This is a genomic window from Desulforamulus profundi, assembly GCF_002607855.1.
In genome coordinates this window covers 1-2,264 of record NZ_AWQQ01000100.1, presented here as the reverse complement: position 1 = coordinate 2,264, position 2,264 = coordinate 1, and the positions used below count along the sequence as shown (strand labels likewise).

The window sequence follows — 2,264 nt, the reverse complement described above, 5'->3', positions numbered from 1 at the left end:
CTTATATGCATTACTATCGGGTCTAGCCTTTTAACATAAGTATTTCATCATAATACCTAGTTTACTAAAAACTGGGCCCTTAAGGAATACCCTTAAGTCTAACAACAGGACCCAAAAGCATTTTTCTAAGACAAATAGCCCATAAATAAAAGTGTACCGCCCTGTGAAGGGGCGATACACCTTTTAGCTTACATTTATATTCGTTAGTTTTTCTTCGGTCCCTTGGCCATTAAATAATCGTGAATGCTCTGGGCGGCAACCCGTCCGGCACCCATGGCCTTGATTACGGTGGCAGCCCCGGTTACCACATCGCCGCCGGCATAAACGCCTTCTTTGGATGTTTTGCCAAAGTCGTCGGCAACAATGTTGCCCCGCTTGTTGGTTTCCAAATCCGGTGTGGTTTTGGTAATCAGCGGGTTCGGTCCCTGGCCGATGGCCACGATGGTAACATCGACGGGAAGCACGAATTCGGAGCCCGGTATGGCCACCGGCTTCCGGCGGCCGGAGGCATCCGGTTCGCCCAGTTCCATCTTAATGCATTCCAGACCCGTCAGCCAGCCCTCTTCGTTGCCGATGTAGCGGGTGGGGTTGGTCAGGAAGAGGAACTTGACGCCTTCTTCTTCGGCATGCTCGATTTCTTCCAGACGGGCAGGCAGCTCGGCCCGGGAACGACGGTACACGATATAAACTTCTTCGGCGCCCAGGCGGAGGGCGGTACGGGCTGCGTCCATGGCTACGTTGCCGCCGCCCAGGACAGCCACCTTCTTGCCGACCTTAATCGGGGTATCGCACTCGGGGAAGCAGTAAGCTTTCATTAAATTGGAGCGAGTCAGGAACTCGTTGGCGGAATAAACCCCGTTGAAGTTCTCGCCGGGCAGGTTCATGAAGTAGGGTGTTCCTGCACCGGTGCCCAGGAAGACAGCGTCATATCCTTCTTCTTCAAACAGTTCATCCAGGGAGCAATTTGCCCGACGATGGCGTTGGTTTCAATTTCCACGCCCATCTTTTTCAAGTTTTCAATTTCCTTTTGCACAATCCGCTTGGGCAAACGGAACTCGGGAATACCATACATGAGAACACCGCCGGGTGTGTGCAGCGCTTCAAAGATGGTTACGCTGTGGCCCCAGCGTGCCAGGTCGGCGGCACAGGCCAGACCGGCAGGACCGGAACCAACAATGGCCACTTTATAACCGGTGGGTTCTGCCTTTTCAATCTCTTCTTCTTTATTTACGATGTAGTCGCCCACAAAACGCTCCAGACGGCCAATGCCGACGGGCTCGTTTTTCTTGCCCACAACACAGAATTTTTCGCACTGGTGTTCCTGGGGGCATACCCGTCCGCAAACCGCGGGCAGAGCGTTGGTGCGTTTGATAACCTTGGCGGCTTCATCAAATTTTCTTTCTTTAACCAGAGCGATAAACTCCGGAATGTCTACACTAACAGGGCAGCCCTGCTTACAGAAAGGCTTTTTACAGTTAAGGCAGCGCTCGGCTTCGGCCACTGCTAATTCTTCGGTGTATCCCAGGGCCACTTCATCAAAGTTTTTTGCCCGTACCTGGGGGTCCTGATGGGGCATAGGATGCTTTTTCGGAATAATTTGTTTAGCCATGGCATTTACCTCCTCCACCACAGCCACAACCGCCCCGGTTCAGAGCGTGCTGTTCTTCGGATTTATACTTGCGGGAACGCATTAACTGTTCTTCAAAATCAACTAAATGACCATCGAATTCAGGGCCGTCTACACAGACGAACCGGGTTTCTCCTCCCACCGTTACCCGGCAGGCGCCGCACATGCCTGTGCCGTCCACCATAATGGAGTTCAAGCTGACCATGGTCTTGATTTCATATTCTTTGGTCAGGTTAGCAACCGCCCGCATCATGGGCAGGGGGCCAATGGCCATGACCAGATCGGGTTTTCCCGCACTTTCAATATATTCCCGCAGGACGTCAGTTACAAAGCCCTTGCGGACATAGGAACCGTCATCGGTGGTCACCAGCAGTTCGTGGCATGCGTCCTTCATACGCTCTTCCCAGAAAATCAGTTCTTTGTTACGAGCGCCCATGATGCCAACAACGTGGTTGCCTGCGGCCTTCATATCCCTGGCGATGGGGAAAACCGGAGCCACCCCGACACCCCCCGCAACCATAACTACTTACCAACCTTTCTACATGAGAAGGAACACCCAGGGGGCCCACGAAATCCTCACGGCATCACCGGCATTCAGTTGGCTAATTTTTGGTGGAATAACCGGCCTCCGCAAATA

At 52.8% G+C, this 2,264-nt stretch carries 1 protein-coding gene and 1 pseudogene; both read right to left on the bottom strand.

Going from position 1 to position 2,264, the window contains the following annotated elements:
- Nucleotides 1-203: 203 nt before the first annotated feature.
- Nucleotides 204-1,609 (bottom strand): annotated as a pseudogene (gene gltA, locus P378_RS15435) (NADPH-dependent glutamate synthase).
- Complete coding sequence (locus P378_RS15430; protein ID WP_420796018.1) at nucleotides 1,602-2,126, bottom strand: sulfide/dihydroorotate dehydrogenase-like FAD/NAD-binding protein; 525 nt, start codon at nucleotides 2,124-2,126, stop codon at nucleotides 1,602-1,604. Before P378_RS15430 ends, gltA begins: the two are co-directional and overlap by 8 nt.
- Nucleotides 2,127-2,264: the final 138 nt, after the last annotated feature.